17 protein-coding genes are annotated in these 16,090 nt (G+C 74.3%); 9 read left to right on the top strand and 8 right to left on the bottom strand.

The annotated features are described in order from the left end of the window. The first annotated feature begins 8 nt into the window (after nucleotides 1–8). Both ureG and ACTFAP_RS03830 read left to right on the top strand, forming a co-directional pair. Nucleotides 9–731: an urease accessory protein UreG gene (gene ureG, locus ACTFAP_RS03835; RefSeq protein ID WP_495683476.1), complete on the top strand. Its 723-nt coding sequence runs from the start codon at nucleotides 9–11 to the stop codon at nucleotides 729–731. Then, nucleotides 728–1,498, top strand: coding sequence for an urease accessory protein UreD (locus ACTFAP_RS03830; RefSeq protein ID WP_495684879.1), 771 nt, complete (start codon nucleotides 728–730; stop codon nucleotides 1,496–1,498). The genes ureG and ACTFAP_RS03830 overlap by 4 nt, the downstream gene beginning before the upstream one ends. A gap of 60 nt (nucleotides 1,499–1,558) precedes the next feature. On the opposite strand, the gene ACTFAP_RS03825 is transcribed toward ACTFAP_RS03830, so the two are convergent. The 6 genes from ACTFAP_RS03825 to ACTFAP_RS03800 all read right to left on the bottom strand — a co-directional run bounded on the left by ACTFAP_RS03825 (nucleotide 1,559) and on the right by ACTFAP_RS03800 (nucleotide 6,670). Next, nucleotides 1,559–2,302 carry a methyltransferase domain-containing protein gene (locus ACTFAP_RS03825; protein ID WP_500468245.1) on the bottom strand — a complete coding sequence of 248 codons (744 nt, stop codon included), beginning with the start codon at nucleotides 2,300–2,302 and terminating at the stop codon, nucleotides 1,559–1,561. 42 nt (nucleotides 2,303–2,344) lie between these two features. Beyond that, nucleotides 2,345–2,980, bottom strand: coding sequence for a response regulator (locus ACTFAP_RS03820; protein WP_390120430.1), 636 nt, complete (start codon nucleotides 2,978–2,980; stop codon nucleotides 2,345–2,347). Continuing rightward, nucleotides 2,973–4,238, bottom strand: a complete 1,266-nt coding sequence (locus ACTFAP_RS03815; protein WP_500469392.1) for a sensor histidine kinase — start codon at nucleotides 4,236–4,238, stop codon at nucleotides 2,973–2,975. Before ACTFAP_RS03815 ends, ACTFAP_RS03820 begins: the two co-directional genes overlap by 8 nt. Nucleotides 4,239–4,272: 34 nt before the next feature. Next, entirely contained in the window at nucleotides 4,273–5,022 is a 750-nt protein-coding gene (locus ACTFAP_RS03810; RefSeq protein WP_495683474.1) for an ABC transporter permease, read from the bottom strand. A 1-nt stretch (nucleotide 5,023) separates the two neighbouring features. Further along, entirely contained in the window at nucleotides 5,024–5,926 is a 903-nt protein-coding gene (locus ACTFAP_RS03805) for an ABC transporter ATP-binding protein (protein WP_500468244.1), read from the bottom strand. Nucleotides 5,927–6,010: 84 nt separating this feature from the next. Beyond that, nucleotides 6,011–6,670, bottom strand: coding sequence for an HAD family hydrolase (locus tag ACTFAP_RS03800; RefSeq protein WP_500468243.1), 660 nt, complete (start codon nucleotides 6,668–6,670; stop codon nucleotides 6,011–6,013). Nucleotides 6,671–6,736: 66 nt separating this feature from the next. Here ACTFAP_RS03800 and ACTFAP_RS03795 point away from each other — a divergent pair, with 66 nt between their 5' ends. From ACTFAP_RS03795 to fxsA, 5 genes are all read left to right on the top strand, one after another. Beyond that, the gene (locus ACTFAP_RS03795; RefSeq protein WP_390120419.1) at nucleotides 6,737–7,177 is read left to right on the top strand and encodes an Lrp/AsnC family transcriptional regulator; all 441 of its coding nucleotides are present in this window, start codon (nucleotides 6,737–6,739) and stop codon (nucleotides 7,175–7,177) included. Between the two features lie 31 nt (nucleotides 7,178–7,208). Then, a complete protein-coding gene (locus tag ACTFAP_RS03790; RefSeq protein ID WP_500468242.1) occupies nucleotides 7,209–8,855 on the top strand; it encodes an amidohydrolase in 1,647 nt (548 codons plus the stop codon). A gap of 524 nt (nucleotides 8,856–9,379) precedes the next feature. Next, nucleotides 9,380–11,188, top strand: coding sequence for an apolipoprotein N-acyltransferase (gene lnt, locus ACTFAP_RS03785; RefSeq protein ID WP_500468241.1), 1,809 nt, complete (start codon nucleotides 9,380–9,382; stop codon nucleotides 11,186–11,188). Next, nucleotides 11,185–11,946, top strand: a complete 762-nt coding sequence (locus ACTFAP_RS03780) for a polyprenol monophosphomannose synthase (RefSeq protein ID WP_500468240.1) — start codon at nucleotides 11,185–11,187, stop codon at nucleotides 11,944–11,946. The genes lnt and ACTFAP_RS03780 overlap by 4 nt, the downstream gene beginning before the upstream one ends. After that, nucleotides 11,943–12,578 carry an FxsA family membrane protein gene (fxsA, locus tag ACTFAP_RS03775; RefSeq protein WP_400013224.1) on the top strand — a complete coding sequence of 212 codons (636 nt, stop codon included), beginning with the start codon at nucleotides 11,943–11,945 and terminating at the stop codon, nucleotides 12,576–12,578. The genes ACTFAP_RS03780 and fxsA overlap by 4 nt, the downstream gene beginning before the upstream one ends. A gap of 81 nt (nucleotides 12,579–12,659) precedes the next feature. On the opposite strand, the gene ACTFAP_RS03770 is transcribed toward fxsA, so the two are convergent. Next, nucleotides 12,660–13,034, bottom strand: a complete 375-nt coding sequence (locus ACTFAP_RS03770; protein WP_026047558.1) for an RNA polymerase-binding protein RbpA — start codon at nucleotides 13,032–13,034, stop codon at nucleotides 12,660–12,662. Between the two features lie 168 nt (nucleotides 13,035–13,202). Further along, complete coding sequence (gene yczE / locus ACTFAP_RS03765) at nucleotides 13,203–13,910, bottom strand: membrane protein YczE (protein WP_500468239.1); 708 nt, start codon at nucleotides 13,908–13,910, stop codon at nucleotides 13,203–13,205. 115 nt (nucleotides 13,911–14,025) lie between these two features. Here yczE and yczR point away from each other — a divergent pair, with 115 nt between their 5' ends. Both yczR and ACTFAP_RS03755 read left to right on the top strand, forming a co-directional pair. After that, nucleotides 14,026–15,534, top strand: coding sequence for a MocR-like transcription factor YczR (gene yczR, locus ACTFAP_RS03760; protein ID WP_500468238.1), 1,509 nt, complete (start codon nucleotides 14,026–14,028; stop codon nucleotides 15,532–15,534). After that, nucleotides 15,531–16,082, top strand: coding sequence for a GNAT family N-acetyltransferase (locus ACTFAP_RS03755; protein ID WP_500468237.1), 552 nt, complete (start codon nucleotides 15,531–15,533; stop codon nucleotides 16,080–16,082). Before yczR ends, ACTFAP_RS03755 begins: the two co-directional genes overlap by 4 nt. The last annotated feature ends 8 nt before the right edge of the window (nucleotides 16,083–16,090 follow it).

The following is a 16,090-nucleotide window of genomic DNA, read 5'->3' as shown; positions in this document are numbered from 1 at the left end:
GAGAGCCCATGCACCTGGACCATCCCGAAACCTTCCCGGAGCGGCACACGCACGGCGCCGGGCCTTCCTCCAGCAGCGGAAGCCCCCTGCGCCCGGACGGCCGGCGGCGCGCCCTGCGCATCGGCCTGGGCGGACCGGTCGGCTCCGGCAAGACCGCCACCGTCGCGGCCCTGTGCCGGGCGCTGCGTGCCGAACTGTCCATCGCGGTGGTCACGAACGACATCTACACCCGCGAGGACGCCGACCATCTGCTGCGCGAGGCCGTTCTGCCGCCCGAGCGGATCACGGCGGTGGAGACCGGCGCCTGCCCGCACACCGCGATCCGCGACGACATCTCCGCCAACCTGGAGGCCGTGGAGGAACTGGAGGACGCCAACGGCCCGCTGGATCTGATCCTGGTGGAGTCGGGCGGCGACAACCTCACCGCCACCTTCTCCCGGGGCCTGGTGGACGCACAGATCTTCGTCATCGACGTGGCGGCGGGGGACGACATCCCGCGCAAGGGCGGCCCCGGGGTGACCGGCTCCGACCTGCTGGTGGTCAACAAGACCGACCTGGCGCCGTACGTCGGCTCCGACCTGGCGGCCATGGCGCGCGACGCGAAGGCGCAGCGCGGGGACCTGCCGGTCGCCTTCACCTCGCTGCGGGCGCCGGACGGGGTGGCACCGGTGCGGGAGTGGGTACGGGAGCGGCTGGCCGCGTGGGCCGCACCGGCCCCGGCGGCCGTATGACCGTCCGGGCGCGGGCCAGGATCACGGCGGCTCCCGGTGGCCGGCTGCCGGTGCTGAGCGGTGAGGGGCCGCTGGCGGTACGGCGCACCCGGCCCCGGGAGCGGGCCGGGGGGACGTGGGCGCAGGTCACGACGGTCGGCGGGATGAGCGGGCCGCTGGGCGGCGACCGGCTGCGGATGTCCGTGACGGTGGAGCCCGGCGCGGCGCTGCGGGTGACCTCGGCGGCGTCCATGGTGGCCCTGCCCGGGCCGGGCCGGGACGGCGCGGAGGCGTCCTACGACACCGAGCTGACGGTGGGGGAGGGCGGCGTCCTGCACTGGTGGCCGGAGCCGCTGATCTGTGCGGCGGACAGCGTGCTGCGGATGACCACGCGGGTGGCGCTGGCGCCGGGCGCCCGGCTGTGGCTGCGGGAACAGCAGATCCTGGGGCGCGCGGGTGAACCGGCGGGGCGGCTCACCACCCGCCTGACCGTGCGCCGTGGCGGGCGGCCCCTGCTGGACCAGGAGCTGAGCTTCGGCCCCGGGGCCCCGGGGTGGCGCAGCGGTGCGGTGCTGGGATCGCACCGGGCCGTGGGCCAACTGCTGGTGGTCGATCCCGACCTCGGGAAACGGCCGGTGGAACCGGAGCTGCTCGGCCCCACCGCCGTCCTGACCCCGCTGGCGGGCCCCGGCGCCCTGATCACGGCCCTGGCCCCGGACGGCCTGGAACTCTCCCGCCTGCTGGCACGCGGCGAGGACCTGATCACCGCCGGGCCGCAGGTGGGGTGAGGAGGGAGCGGCCCCCGGGGCGGTGCCGTTCGTGTGGGCAGTTCTGCCGGGCCCTGCGGGTCAGGTGTCCGCCACCAGGAGCCGGTAGCCGACGTCCAGGGTCTGGCGGGCCAACAGGTCCGCGTGGCGCCGCTGCCAGCGGCCGGTGGCCAGGTCCTCGGCCAGCCGGGCCAGCCCGGGGGCGAGCGTGGCCGGGGCGAGTTGGGCGAGGGAGGAGATCGCGGACCGCACCCCGGGGTCCAGATAGGCGTGCGGGCGGCGCCAGTAGGCCGCGGCGAAGCCATCCGTGCAGTCGTGGGGGAGCGGTACGGCCTCCTGGCGTCCGCCGCCGAGCAGCGTCACCAGCGCGGCCATCGGCAGGGCGCGGCCGTCGTCGAAGGCGGCGGCCTGCGGAAGGTACTCCCGGAACAGCCAGAACCGTTCGCGGAAGACCTCGTGATCCCACGTCAGGATGACGATGCGGCGCCGCGCGACCCGGCGCAGTTCGGCGACCCCGGCGGCGACATCACTCCAGTGGTGGAGCGTCAGCACCGCGAGTACGGCGTCCGCGGCGTTGTCGCGCAGCGGCAGCCGTTCGGCGATGGCGCGCACGGCGGCGGCCGATCCCGGCGGGCGCTGGTCGATCATCACCCGGCTGGGCTCCACCGCGAGGACGGTGCGAGCCGGTTCGTAGGATCCGCTGCCGGCCCCCACGTTGACGACGGTCGCCGCCGCGCCGAGCGCCGCGTGGAGGCGGGCGGCGATCCGCGGGTCGGGCCGGCGGTTGTCCGCGTACGTCGGACCGAGCGTGTCGTAGACGGCCATGCCCCAGTATCCGCGGCGGGGTTCGGCTTCCGAGAGGACGCGCTAGCCGAGGATGCCGCGTTCGTATGCCGTGGCGACGGCCGCCGCGCGGTCCTTGACGCCCAGTTTGGTGTAGAGGTGGGCCAGGTGGGTCTTCACGGTGGCCTCGCTGATGAACAGCTCGGCGGCGATCTCCCGGTTGGAGCCGCCCTTGGCGACGAGCCCGAGCACCTGGCGTTCGCGGGCGCTCAGCGCCTCGCCGCCGGGCTCGCGGACCCGGGAGACCAGCCGCGTCGCCACCGCCGGGGAGAGCACCGTACGGCCCTCCGCCGCCGCCCGGACCGCGGCGAACAGGTCCTCGCGCGGGGTGTCCTTCAGCAGATAGCCGGTGGCGCCCGCCTCGATGGCCGGGAGGGTGTCGGAGTCGGTGTCGTAGGTGGTGAGGACGAGCACCTTGCTGCTCAGGCCGCGGCGGCCGAGTTCGCGGATGGCCGCCACTCCGCCGCCGCCCGGCATCCGCAGATCCATCAGCACCACGTCCGGCGTCAGGCGCCGCGCCAGTTCCACGCCCGTGGGCCCGTCCGCCGCCTCACCGAGGACCTCGAACTCGGGCGCGGTGGCGAACATGCCGCGCAGGCCGTCCCGGACGACGGGGTGGTCGTCAACGATCAGCAGGGTGATGGGGCGTTGCTCAGCCATGGCGCACCAACGGTACGCGAGCGGAGACCGCGGTGCCCTGGCCGGGCTCGGATTCGATGTCCACGGTGCCGGCCAGCCGTACCGCGCGGGCCCGCATCCCGCCGAGCCCGAAGCCGCCGGGGCTCTCCCTCGGACGCGGCACCCGCAGGTCGAATCCCCGGCCGTCGTCGCGCACGTCCAGGGTCACCTCGTCGTCCATGTACGACAGGGTGACCCCGACCCGGCCGGCCGCCGCGTGCCGTCCTGCGTTGGCCAGCGCCTCCTGGGCGATGCGCAGCAAGGTGGCCTCCACCTCCTCGTGCAACGGCTCCACGGTGCCGGTGATGGTGAACATCGCCTGCACCCCGAACTCCTCCGTCCACGCGTCCACGGCCTTCTTGAGGGCCTCGGCCAGACTGTGGTGCTCCAGCGCCCCGGGGCCCAGGTTCTGCACCGAGCGGCGGGCCTCGCCCAGGCTCGTCCTGGCCAGCGTCGCGGCCCGTGTCACATGGGCCCGCGAGGTGGCCTCGTCGGTGGCGGCGGTGGCGGCCTGGAGCTGGGTGATGATCCCGGTGAGCCCCTGGGCGATGGTGTCGTGGATCTCGGCCGCCAGCCGCTGCCGTTCCTGGGTGATCCCGGCCTCCCGGGCCTGGACGACCAGCATGTTCTGCAGGGCGGCGTTGTCCCGCAGCGCCTGCTCCAGTCGGGTGTTGGCGCGCTCCAGCTCCTCGATGGTGGCGGCCCTGGCCCGGGCGCGCTCCTCCTCACGGCCGCCGAGATGGCCGAATACCAGGGTGAGGGAGCCGTGCAGCACGAACAGCGCCCCGAACCCGACCCAGGACACGGCCCCCTGCGGCGGGAAGCCCCCCATGTTGGAGCCGGCCATGATGACCGCGGTCGCCAGCAGTCCGGCCCGGACGGCCCGGCCGGGCAGCAGCCGGGCCGGGTCGAAGTAGCCGAGCACCGCGTAGACGCCGAAGAACGGGTTGATCCAGTTGAGGGCGAAGGCGAGCGCGGCCCGGGTCCAGTAGTAGACCTGGCCGGCGACCGAGCCCGGCGGGTCGCCGCGGCGCAGCGCACGCCCCCGCCACACCTGGAGGGCGACGGCGGCGGTCACCAGCACACCGCCGACGTACAGACCCCTGGGCGTGGTGATGATCCCGAAGGTGAGCAGGGCCAGCAGCGCGCCGAGCGCCAGCGCGCCGTAGGGGCCCCAGCGGTAGAACCGCTCCCAGCCCTCCTCGACCGTGATCCGGGTGTCCGTCATGCCCTCCAGCATGCCGTCCGTCTCCCCTCCGCCCGCACGCACGGTGCTACTCCCAGCGGAACCGGCGGACGGCCACGGCGGTCAGCAGGAGGGCCCACAGCGCGGTCAGCCCCAGCGGTGCCCAGCCGGGCCAACTGCCCGTGGCGGCCTGGTCCAGAGCCTGGGAGGCGGCCCCGAACGGGGTCAGCTGGACGATCTCGCGCAGGGTGTCCGGCATCGTCTGCACCGGCAGCCACACACCGGCGGTGAACATCGCCGGGAAGAAGACGATGGTGCCGACCGTCTGCGCGATCTTGCTGGTACGGGACACGGCCGCGATGGTGGCCCCCAGCGCCAGAGCGGCTGCCGCTGTGAGGACCACCGCCAGGAGGTACCCGGCGAGCTGACCCGGCAGCGCCACGTCGAACACCAGTCGGCCCACCGTCAGGGCCAGCAGCACCGACAGGGCGATCGCCGCCCCGTGCAGCACCAGCTGAGCCGTCAGCAGGCTCTGCGGCCGGGCCGGGGTGGCGGACAGCCGGCGCAGGATGCCGCGCTCGCGGTATCCCACCAGCACCGCCGGCATCGACTGGATACCGGCCACGATCATCGACAGCAGGACGGCCACCGGCACGTACAGGTCGATGACCCGCCGGCCGTCCAGATCGTCGCCCACCTCGCGGAAGGCCGGGATCAGCCCCAGGATCGTGATCAGCGCGGTGGGGAAGACCAGAATCCAGAAGATCGCCCCCGGCTCCCGGCCGAACAGCCGGAACTCGCTCCTCAGCACCGCCCGGGAAGCATGCGTGGTCGACATGTCAGCTCTCCTTCGCGGTCAGGCCGAGATAGGCGTCGTCAAGGGTGGCGTCGGTGACGCGCAACTGCCGGACCGTGATCCGCTGCCGGGCCAGCAGGGCGATGACCGCGTTGGCCGACGCGTCGTCGCCCTCGATCACCAGCCGGTCGTCCTTGCGCCGCTCCCAGCGCACCAGCGGCAGCGCGGCCAGCTCGTCGTCGCTCAGCGGCCGGGACGGGACGAAGGAGATGACCGTGGAACCGGCCGCCCGCTCGATGAGCCCCTGCGGTGTGTCGAGCGCCGCGATCCGCCCGCTGTCGATGACGGCGACCCGGTCGCACAGCCGCTGGGCCTCCTCCATGAAGTGGGTGACCAGCAGCACGGTGACGCCCGAGTTCCGTACCTCCTCGATCAGCTCCCACGTCTCCCGCCGGCCGTGCGGATCGAGCCCCGTCGTCAGTTCGTCCAGCACGACCACCCGCGGACTCCCGATCAGGGCAAGCGCGATGAACAGCCGCTGCTGCTGACCGCCCGACAGCTTCGCGAACCGCGTGCCCAACTGGTCACCCAGGCCCAGCCGCTCCGCCAGCGGCCGCCAGTCGGCCGGCCGCCGGTAGAACGAGGCGTACAGCTCCAGCGACTCCCGGACCGTGAGCTTGGGCTGGAGCGCGCTCTGCTGCAGCTGCGCCCCCAGCAGCTCGGTCACCTCCGCGCGGTCCTTCAGCGGGTCGAACCCCGCCACCCGCACGTGCCCTTCGTCCGGCACCCGCAGACCCTCGACGCACTCCACCGTCGTGGTCTTGCCCGCCCCGTTCGGCCCGAGGATGCCGAAGATCTCCCCCTCGTCGACGGAGAAGGACACCCCGTCGACCACGGGCCTGCCCCCGTAACGCTTGCGCAGCCCGCTGACTTCGATGATTGCCATGCACACCAGGGTTCCGCGGCGGGCACTCCCGCCACATCGCCCACCGGGCCAGACCTCGCATCCACCGATCGGCGGATGCCGGCATCATCCCTGCTCGATGCTCCGCAGCAGGTCCGGCAGCTTGCGCATGTCCTCGAACACCACCGTGTCCGCGCCCTCCAGCCACGGCGCCGGGGTCAGCCCGCCCGCGTACCCGAAGGACCGCATCCCGGCCGCCCGCGCCGCCCGCACGCCGTACTGGCTGTCCTCCACCACCGCGCAGCGCGCCGGCTCCACCCCCAGCCGCTGTGCGGCGTGCAGGAACAGATCCGGCTCCGGCTTGCCCCGCGCCACCTCCGAGGCGCTGAAGATCCGCCCCTCGAACCGCTCCCACAGGCCGGTGCGGCCCAGCGTGCGCCGCATCTTCTCGTGCGAGCCGCTGGAGGCGATGCAGCGCGGCAGCACGATCGCGTCCAGCGCCTCGATGACCCCGGGCACCGGCAGCAGCTCCGCGTCGATCGCCGCCGCCAGCCGGGAGCGGTACAGCGCGTTCCACCGCGCCGCCGCCTCGGCGCCCAGCCGCTCGGCGACCTGCGCGCTCACCGAGCGCTCGGAGCGCCCCAGGAACCGGTCGACGATCTCCCGCTCGGTCAGCGGCCAGCCCAGCTCGGCGCCCAGCTCCACACACACGCGCAGCGCCAGGGGCTCGCTGTCCACCAGCACCCCGTCGCAGTCGAAAATCACCAGTTCGATAGCGGAAGACACCCCCGCACCCTACCCCCGCCCCCGGTACGCCCCCGGGCCCCGCCCGCGTCCGGTAGGTTACGCACCGTGGAGGAACTGGATCGCCGGATCGTGGAGTTGCTCGTCAAGGACGGGCGGATGAGCTATACCGACCTCGGAAAGGCCACCGGGCTTTCCACCTCGGCCGTGCACCAGCGGGTACGCCGCCTGGAACAGCGCGGCGTCATCCGCGGCTACAGCGCCATCGTCGACCCGCAGGCCATCGCTCTGCCGCTGACCGCGTTCATCTCCGTCAAACCGTTCGACCCCAGCGCCCCAGACGACATCGCGGAACGGCTCGCCGAGGTGCCCGAGATCGAGGCCTGCCACAGCGTCGCGGGCGACGAGAACTACATCCTGAAGGTCCGCGTCGGCACGCCCATCGAGCTGGAGCACCTGCTGGCCCGGGTCCGTTCGCTGGCCGGCGTCTCCACCCGCACCACCGTCGTCCTGTCCACCCCGTACGAGGCCCGCCCGCCCCGGATCTGAGCCCCGCGTCCGCACCGGGGAGACTGGGCCCATGACCGACAGCTCCACCAGCACCACCCCCGGGCGGCCCCGCACCGTACTGCTGCGCCGCGGCGAGGTGCACAGCCCCGCCGATCCCTTCGCCACCGCGATGGCCGTCGAGGGCGACCGCATCGCCTGGGTCGGCTCCGAGGGCGCCGCCGACTCGCTCGCCGCCACCGCCGACGAGGTGATCGACCTCGACGGGGCCCTCGTCACCCCCGCGTTCACCGACGCGCACGTGCACGCCACCGCCACCGGCCTCGCGCTCACCGGGCTCGACCTCACCGGCTGCGCCACCCCCGCCGAGGCGCTGAGCCGGATCCGGGAGTACGTCGCGGGCCGCCCGGCCGGCGCTGCGCTGCTGGGCCACGGCTGGGACGCCTCGGGCTGGCCCGGCGGACGCCCGCCCGCCCGCGCCGAACTCGACGAGGCGGCCGGCCACCGCCCGCTCTATCTGACCCGCGTCGACGCCCACTCCGCGCTGGCCACCACCGCCCTGCTCGACCTGGTGCCCGGCGTCACCGGCCTGCCCGGCTACCGGGCGGACGGCGCGCTCACCGGGGACGCCCACCACGCCGTACGGCACGCCGCCGACGCCGCCCTCACCGACGCCCAGCGCGCCGACGCCCAGCGTGCCACGCTGCGCCGCGCCGCCGCCCTGGGCATCGGCACCCTGCACGAGTGCGCCGGGCCCGACATCTCCAGCGAGGACGACCTCAGGGGCCTGCTCGCGCTCGCCGCCGCCGAGCCCGGCCCGCGCGTCGTCGGCTACTGGGGCGAACTCGTCACCGGCGCCAAGGCCGCCGCCCGGGTGCGTGACCTCGGCGCGATCGGCGCGGGCGGCGACTTCTTCGCGGACGGCTCCCTGGGCTCCCACACCGCCCACCTGCACGCCCCGTACCACGACGCGGACCACACCGGCACCGCCCACCTGGACGCGGACACCATCGCCGCCCACGTCGCCGCCTGCACCGAGGCGGGGCTCCAGGCCGGCTTCCACGCCATCGGCGACGCCGCGATCGGCTCCGTCACCCAGGGCGTGCGCGCCGCCGCCGAGCAGGTCGGGCTCACCCGGGTACGCGCCATGCGGCACCGCGTCGAGCACGCCATGCTGCTCACCGCCGGGCACATCGACGCCTTCGCCGAACTCGCCCTGACCGCCTCCGTACAGCCCGCCTTCGACGCCGCGTGGGGCGGCGAGAACGGCATGTACGCGCAGCGGCTGGGCGCCGACCGGGCCCGCACGCTCAACCCGTACGCCGCCCTGCTGCGCGCCGGGGTGCCGCTGGCCCTGGGCTCGGACGCCCCCGTCACCCCGCTCGACCCGTGGGGGACGCTGCGCGCCGCCGCCTTCCACCGCACCCCCGAGCACCGGATCTCGGTGCGCGCCGCCTTCACCGCGCACACCCGCGGCGGCTGGCGCGCCATCGGCCGGGACGACGCGGGCGCCCTGGTCCCCGGCGCGCCCGCCGACTACGCGCTGTGGAGCACCGGGGAGCTGATCGTCCAGACCCCCGACGACCGCATCGCACGCTGGTCCACCGATCCGCGGGCCGCCACGCCGGGGCTGCCCGATCTCACCCCGGGCGGTCCGACCCCCGCCTGTCTGCGCACGGTGGTGGCCGGACGGACCGTGTACGACCGGCTGAATGAGTGATCCCCGGACCCGGTGATACCGCCGAACGATGTGTGCTGGGTCTGTCGGTCCGGCGGCGCGGATTGGCACTGACCTGGAGTTTTGATGAGAATCCCCAGGTCAGGAAAGTGTTGACAGGCGGCGGTCGGCGAGCGGTAGGTTCGGCCGGGTCCACCACAGGACGTCCGGCCGACGCTCTTTCCGCGCAGTCGTCGAACGCTGCTGGGCCAGAGGGTGGGGCGCCGCTGATCCGGCGCCCCGTCACTGGGAGCCAGGTCCAGCGCCCGCGGCACGGGGGCGGAAGGTTTCGTCCGGCCGGCTGGTGCGACCCGGGTGGGGCCCGGATGCTCAGTAGACAACGGCTTTCGGTCGACCCGCAGCCAGCGGGTCCCAGGTCGGCCCGAAGGGCACCCGGGCCCCGATCCCGCAGCGCGACGGTCTCCGCACGGGGCACCCCTGCTCGATGAGGCGGGGGAGAACCCTGCCGGGCGGTGTATTCGAGGTACCGTCACCTCAGCACCGCTCGACCGAGGAAGGCCACGACTGTGCCATCGGGCCCTGAGACCACCGCCGTGACCGGCCCCCAGGACGGCGACGCCGGTACGACGCGGCCGGTCATCCCCGCCGCCTCGCTCCCCGCCGACCCGGGCGGCGCCGGCACGGCCGGCGCCCCGCGCGCCGAACGGGACGCGCCGGCCGGGCGGCGTCCGGGCCGGCTGCGCCGGATCGGCGCGGCCGCCCGGCGGCACTGGCCGGCCTCGCTGGCCGCCGCGGTCGCCGGGGTGGCCCTGGCGCTGGCCTTCCCGCCCTACGACGTGTGGCCGCTGTCGGTCCTGGCGGTGGCCGTGCTGTCGCTGGTCACCCGGGGCCGCACCGGCAGGCAGGGCGCCTGGTTCGGCCTCGCGTTCGGCTTCCCGTTCTTCCTGGTGCTGCTGAAGTGGCTGAACACCATCGGCTGGGACGTCGTCGTCGGACTCTCCCTGCTCCAGGCGCTGTTCATGATGGTGATGGGCTCCGCTCTCGCCCTCACCTCCCGGCTCCCCGCCTGGCCGCTGTGGGCCGCCTGCCTGTGGGTGGCCGAGGAACTGGTCCGCGACCGGCAGCCGCTGGGCGGCTTCCCCTGGGGGCGGCTCGCGTTCGCCAACACCCAGACCCCGTACACCCCGCTGGCCGCGCTCGGCGGCGCGCCGCTGGTGACCTTCGCCGTGGCGCTCAGCGGCGCCCTGCTGGCCTGGGCCGCCTGGGCAGGCTGGCGGCTGGCCGCCGAGCACCGGGCCCGCCCCGCCGGCGCGCGCGAGAGCGCACCCCTGGCGCGGCGCGCGCTGCCCGCCGCCGGAGCGGTCTCCCTCGCCGCCGCCGTGGGCCTGTCCGGCTACGCCGTCCCGGTCGGCACGGACGCCGCCGACACCGTGCGGATCGCCGTCGTGCAGGGCAACGTGCAGCAGCCGGGCATGGACTTCCTCGGCCGCCCCATGCTGATCCTCAACAACCACGTCGAGGCCACCGAGCAGCTCGCGGCCGATGTCGCGGCCGGCCGGGTCGAACAGCCGGACCTGGTGATCTGGCCGGAGAACGCCTCCGACCTCGATCCGTACAAGTACCCCGAGGCGCGGCTGGCCATCGAGCGCGCCGTCGCGGCGGTGGGGGTGCCGGTCCTGGTGGGCGCGCTGGTCGACCACCCCACCAAGGAGGGGTACGTCGAGAACCAGGGCATCGTGTGGGACCCGGTCACCGGCCCCGGCGCCTCGTACACCAAGCAGCACCCGGTGCCGTTCGGCGAGTACGTGCCGTTCCGGGAGCAGCTGAGCACCTTCATCTCCCGGCTCGACCGGGTGCCGCGCGACTTCTGGCCCGGCGACCACACCGGGGTGCTGGACGTCGGCCCGGCCCGGCTGGGTGACGTCATCTGCTTCGAGGTGGCCTACGACGGCATCGTGCGGGACACCGTCAACGCCGGGGCCCGCGCCCTGGTCATCCAGACCAACAACGCCACCTACGGCCACACCGGGCAGCCCGAGCAGCAGCTCGCCATGTCCTCGCTGCGCGCCGTCGAGCACGGCCGGGCGATCGTCACCGCCGCGCCCAGCGGGCTGAGCGCGATCGTGGCCCCGGACGGCACGGTGGAGCAGGTGACCGAGGAGTTCACCCAGGACGTGCTGGTCGGCGAACTGCCGCTGCGGGACGCCCGTACGGTCGCCGACCGGGTCGGCGCGGCCCCGGAGTGGGCGCTGGCGGGCCTGGGGGCGCTGGCGTGGCTGGCCGTGCCGGTACGGGCGAGACGGGGGCGCCGCGAGGAGAACGCGGCGCGCGGGGACCAAGGGGACGGAGCGGCCGGCGCCGGGGCGACCCCGTGACGCGGAGCCCGGCGGACGGCCGGGTGCTGGTGATCATCCCGACGTACAACGAGGCGCAGAACCTGCCGCCGCTGCTGGAACGGCTGCGTCTTGCCGTCCCGGAGTGCGACATCCTGGTCGCGGACGACAACAGCCCGGACGGCACCGGCCGGATCGCCGAGGAGGCCGCCGCCGGTGACACACGGATCCAGGTCCTGCACCGCGCGGGCAAGGAGGGCCTGGGAGCCGCCTATCTGGCCGGTTTCGCGTGGGGCCTGGAGCGCGGGTACGACGTGCTGGTGGAGATGGACGGCGACGGCTCGCACCAGCCGGAGGAACTGCCCCGGCTGCTGCGGGCGGTGCGCGGCGGGGCGGACGTGGTCATCGGTTCGCGCTGGGTGCCGGGCGGCCGGATCGTGCACTGGCCCAGGTACCGGGAGCTGCTGTCCCGGGGCGGCAGCACGTACTCGCGGCTGCTGCTGGGGCTGCCGATCCGGGATGTGACCGGGGGGTTCCGGGCTTTCAGGGCCCATGTGCTGGACGCCGGGCTGCTGGCCGACGTGGCCTCGCAGGGGTACTGCTTCCAGGTGGACCTGGCCCATCGGGCGGTGCGGGCCGGGCACCGGGTGGCCGAGGTGCCGATCACGTTCGTGGAGCGTTCGCACGGCGACAGCAAGATGAGCCGGGACATCGTGGTGGAGGCATTGTGGCGGGTGACGGCGTGGGGAGTGGCCTCCCGGTTCAGGAAACTGACCCGGACCGGCACACTGGAATCATGACGAGCGGCATCCCGAACCCGTACGAAGGCGCCCGCGGGCGTCCCCATGGCGCGCACTCGGTCGCGACGCGGCGCCGTTCCCGGCCGCTGCTGCCCCTGGGGGTGGCGATCTGGGCGGTCCTGGAGATCTGGCTGCTGACGCTGGTGGGGCAGGCGTGGGGCGGGCTCACCGTCTTCCTGCTGCTGGCCGGCGGGCTGCTGGTGGGCGCGCTGGTGATCAAGGTGGCGGGGCGGCGGGCCTGGCAGCAGCTGACGGCGAGCGTACGGGCGGCGCAGCAGCCGGGTGAGCAGAAGCCGCAGGCCGCGCCCGGGCGGCGGCGCAGCAACGCGCTGACCATGCTCGGCGGCCTGATGATCATGGTGCCGGGGCTGCTGTCGGACGTCCTCGGTCTGCTGCTGGTCTTCCCGCCCACCGCCGCGCTGCTCACCCGATTGGGCGGACACTGGCTGCGGCGCAGCACCGGGCCCATCGGGTCGTTGTTCCAGGATGTGCGGAGCGCGAACCAGCAGATGCGGATGCGGCGCCCGGACGGCAAGGTCGTCCAGGGCGAGGTGCTCGACGAGGACGAGGGCGGGCACGACGAGGGCGGGTACGGGGACCGGGGGCCGCGGGACGGCGGCACACGCCCGTAGCCGTACGGTCCCCCGGACAGCGCGAGGGCCCGGGTCACCTTTCGGTGACCCGGGCCCTTCCGCGATCCGTGCGCCGCTCCGTCAGGCGGATTTGCGGCTGTCGCGCGGGTGCACGGCGATGTTCATGGCGCCGGAGCGCAGGACGGCCAGCCGCTCGGCCAGCACCTCCTCCAGCTCCTCACGCGTGCGCCGTTCCATCAGCATGTCCCAGTGTGTACGCGCGGGCTTGCCCTTCTTCTCCTCGGGGCTCTCGCCGTCCACGAGCAGGGCCTGCGCGCCACAGACCTTGCACTCCCACTCCGGCGGGATCTCTGCCTCGACCGAGAACGGCATCTCGAATTGATGTCCGTTCTGGCATGCGTACTCCACGGCCTGGCGAGGTGCCAGGTCGATGCCGCGGTCGGTCTCGTAGCTGGTCACCACGAGCCGCGTGCCGCGAAGAGCTCGCTCACTCATGAATCGTGCCTCCCGGGCTCATCGCCCACAGGACAGGTGTCGCTGTCGTCATCGGTCAGGTCAACGTCCGGTCGGCGGTAAAGATTCCCGTGTGGGTCATGCGTCGCCCGTCGTGCCGCCTCTTCTTGTACCCACCGACGTCCGGTTTGTCACATCAGGGCTGAGATGTCACCCGGCGTCCGCACAGGATGGCTCGCGGTTACGGTCCGTCCGATGGGATCGAACGCGTAGAATACCCGTCCGCCGCCCCTGCGTCGAAATCCGGTCGGACATCCGCTCGGATGGCGACGGGATCATTGTGCCGAAAAGCCGCAGGAAGAACTGCGCCACCGGGCCGATGGTGAGCGCGAAAACGGCCGTACCGATCCCCACCGTGCCGCCCAGCGCGAACCCGACCGCGAGCACCAGCACCTCGATCCCGGTCCGCACCAGCCGCACCGAACGGCCGGTGCGCCGGTGCAGCCCCGTCATCAGGCCGTCCCGGGGGCCCGATCCCAGCCGCGCGGTGATGTACAGCCCGGTGGCCGCCCCCAGCAGCACGATGCCGCCCACCATCAGGCCCACCCTGGCCGCCCACGCGTCCGCCGCCACCTCGGGGAAAACGGCCAGCACGGCGTCCAGCGACAGGCCGACCAGCACCACATTGGCCACCGTGCCCACCCCGGGGCGCTCCCGCAGCGGGATCCACAGCAGCAGCACCAGCGCCCCCACGATGATCGAGACGGTGCCCATGGTGGCGCCCGTCTGCCGGGATATCCCCTGATGGAGTACGTCCCAGGGGTTGGTGCCCAGCTCGGAGCGGACCAGCAGGGCGGCCGCGGTGCCGTAGAGCACGAGTCCGGCGAGCAGTTGAAGGAGACGGCGGGCCCGCTGCATCTGGACTCCTGGAGGGTGGCACGAAAATTTTCCCGAACTGGACTGACACATGGCATTGTGTGACCCGGTTGGATCGCCGAACCATGGCCAATCGAGGAAGGGTGGCCCGCAACCGATGCCTCAGTGGACCTCAACCGTGGGCGCCGCCCAGCTGGCCCGGCTGCTCGGCTCCCAGCACTCCGCCCCCGCCGCGGCGCCCGGGCGCCGCGCCCCCGCCTACCGGAACCTGGCCGACGGTGTCCGCCTGCTGGTCCTGGAGGGCCGGGTGCCGGTCGCCGCCCGGCTGCCCGCCGAACGGGAACTCGCCGCCGCCCTGTCGGTCAGCCGCACCACCGTGGCCGCCGCCTTCGACGCGCTGCGCGCCGACGGCTTCCTGCAGTCCCGGCGCGGCGCCGGCAGCTGGACGGCGGTCCCGCCCGGCAAACCGCTGCCCACCCGCTCGCTCGACCCGCTGCCGCCCGAATCGGCCGCCGGGATCATCGACCTGGGCTGCGCCGCGCTGACCGCCCCCGAACCCTGGCTGACCCAGGGCTTCCACAGCGCGCTGGGCGCCCTGGGCCCCGCCGCCGGCACGCACGGCGACTTCCCGGCCGGACTCCCCGCGCTGCGCCGGGCGCTGGCCGACCGGTACACGGCGCGCGGCGTGCCCACCATGCCCGAGCAGATCATGGTGACCACCGGGGCAATGGGCGCGGTGGCCGCCATCTGCCGGATGTTCACCCCGGCCGGCGAACGGGTGGCCGTGGAGCACCCCAGCTACGCCAACGTGCTCCAGCTGATGCGGGAGGCCGGGGTGCGGCTGGTGCCGGTGCCCATGCTCGACAACGGGCTCGGCGGCTGGGACCTGGCGGGCTGGCGCCGGGTGCTGCGCGAGGCGGCACCGCGCATGGCGTACGTGGTCGCCGACTTCCACAACCCGACCGGCGCGCTGGCCGGCGACGAGCAGCGCCGCGAGCTGGTCGCCGCGGCACGGGCGGCCGGCACCGTCCTGGTGGTCGACGAGACCATGGCGGACCTCGCGCTGGACCGGGCGCCCGGCGAGCCGGCGCCGCGCCCGGTGAGCGGCTTCGATCCCGGCGGCTCGACCGTCATCACGGTGGGCTCGGCCAGCAAGTCGTTCTGGGCCGGGATGCGGATCGGATGGGTGCGGGCCACCCCCGACGTGATCCGCGAACTGGTGGCGCGGCGCGCCTACGCCGACCTGGGTACCCCGGTGGTGGAACAGCTGGCGATCGCCGCGCTGATGACGGAGGGCGGCTGGGAGGCGGCCGTCGAGGAGCGCCGGGAACGGATCCGTGAGCACCGCGCGGCGATCGTCCCGGCACTGCGGGCCCACCTGCCCGACTGGGAGTTCGCGGTGCCCAGCGGCGGGCTGACGCTGTGGGTGCGCACCGGGGGGCTGTCCGGTTCGCGGATCGCGGACGCCGGTGAGCGGTTCGGCGTACGGGTGCCGTCCGGCCCGAGGTTCGGGGTGGACGGCGCGTTCGAGGGCTATGTGCGCATCCCGTTCACCATCGGGGAACCCGCCGCCTCCGAGGCCGCGGCCCGGCTGGCGGCGGCGGCCCGGTTCGTGGCCGAGGGGGCGCAGTACGGAACACAGACACCGAGGGGATACATCGCATGACGGACGAGGGCCGGATCAGGGCTGCCGCGGCGGGGGAGCTGGAGCGGCTGCGGGAGATCGAACGGGCAGCGGGTGAAGCCTTCCGCGCCCTGGGCATGGCGGCGATCGCGGACGACGAACCGCCCTCGCTCGCGGTGCTGGACAGCTACCGGCGGGGCGGGCGGCTGTGGGTGTGGGCCACGGCGGCCGGTGAGGTGGGCGGCTATCTGCTGGCGGACGAGGTGGACGGGGCCGTGCACATCGAGCAGGTGTCGGTCCACCCCGACCGGTCGCGGCGCGGCATCGGGCGGGCCCTGATCGACGCGGCGGCCCGGCCCGGCGTGCCGCAGACGCTGACGACCTTCACGCAGGTGCCGTGGAACGCCCCGTACTACGCCCGGCTGGGCTTCCGGGAGGTGCCGGCGGGGGAGCTGACCCCGGGGCTGCGCGCCATCCGCGCCCACGAGGCGGAACTGGGCCTGGACCGCTGGCCCCGGATCTGCATGCGCAGGCCCGGCGTACGGGCCGCGCCGGCCGGGGGCGGTGCGGGGGAGGCGGGGGAGGAGTAGCCGTACGC

The organism is Streptomyces sp. PH9007, from assembly GCF_059813725.1.
Note: the sequence above shows the minus strand (reverse complement) of the source record. Positions and strands in the feature narration are given on the sequence as shown.

Coding starts and splice junctions, on each gene's coding strand:
- ACTFAP_RS03790 (WP_500468242.1), top strand. CDS start 7,209: ATGACCGACAGCTCCACCAGCACCACCCCCGGGCGGCCCCGCACCGTA.
- yczE (WP_500468239.1), bottom strand. CDS start 13,910: ATGCAGCGGGCCCGCCGTCTCCTTCAACTGCTCGCCGGACTCGTGCTC.
- ACTFAP_RS03830 (WP_495684879.1), top strand. CDS start 728: ATGACCGTCCGGGCGCGGGCCAGGATCACGGCGGCTCCCGGTGGCCGG.
- ACTFAP_RS03755 (WP_500468237.1), top strand. CDS start 15,531: ATGACGGACGAGGGCCGGATCAGGGCTGCCGCGGCGGGGGAGCTGGAG.
- yczR (WP_500468238.1), top strand. CDS start 14,026: ATGCCTCAGTGGACCTCAACCGTGGGCGCCGCCCAGCTGGCCCGGCTG.
- ACTFAP_RS03770 (WP_026047558.1), bottom strand. CDS start 13,034: ATGAGTGAGCGAGCTCTTCGCGGCACGCGGCTCGTGGTGACCAGCTAC.
- ACTFAP_RS03820 (WP_390120430.1), bottom strand. CDS start 2,980: ATGGCTGAGCAACGCCCCATCACCCTGCTGATCGTTGACGACCACCCC.
- ACTFAP_RS03810 (WP_495683474.1), bottom strand. CDS start 5,022: ATGTCGACCACGCATGCTTCCCGGGCGGTGCTGAGGAGCGAGTTCCGG.
- fxsA (WP_400013224.1), top strand. CDS start 11,943: ATGACGAGCGGCATCCCGAACCCGTACGAAGGCGCCCGCGGGCGTCCC.
- ureG (WP_495683476.1), top strand. CDS start 9: ATGCACCTGGACCATCCCGAAACCTTCCCGGAGCGGCACACGCACGGC.
- ACTFAP_RS03815 (WP_500469392.1), bottom strand. CDS start 4,238: ATGCTGGAGGGCATGACGGACACCCGGATCACGGTCGAGGAGGGCTGG.
- ACTFAP_RS03825 (WP_500468245.1), bottom strand. CDS start 2,302: ATGGCCGTCTACGACACGCTCGGTCCGACGTACGCGGACAACCGCCGG.
- ACTFAP_RS03805 (WP_500468244.1), bottom strand. CDS start 5,926: ATGGCAATCATCGAAGTCAGCGGGCTGCGCAAGCGTTACGGGGGCAGG.